The organism is Halohasta sp. A2 (assembly GCF_056175805.1).
The window spans coordinates 1-328 of record NZ_JAQFWV010000253.1; the positions used below are offsets into that span (position 1 = coordinate 1).

At 60.1% G+C, this 328-nt stretch carries 1 pseudogene; it reads left to right on the plus strand.

The features are described from left to right. A pseudogene (locus O2S87_RS19025) lies at positions 1-328 on the plus strand (IS66 family transposase); the annotation flags it as partial.

A 328-nucleotide genomic window follows, 5' to 3' on the forward strand; every position in this document is an offset into this window, starting at 1 on the left:
AAAACCAGGACCCGACCCAGTGTGGCGGTCGGCACCTGATCCTGACGAAGAAGTAGAGGTCACCTGTAACTGCTGCCCAGAGTGTGGCGAACACTTCGACGAGTCGGTGGGCGTCAGCCCCCGACTCATCGAGGAGATTCCGGATCCACAGCCACCAGAAATCACCCAGTACAACCGTCACTGCTACCACTGTGACTCCTATGGTACGGAGACGGTTGCGACTCACCCCGACTGCCCCGATGAGGGGCAGTTCGGGGTGAACGTCATCGCCCAAGCAGCACTGTCTCGGTACGATCATCGCCTTCCCTACCGGAAGTTCGCTGACCGC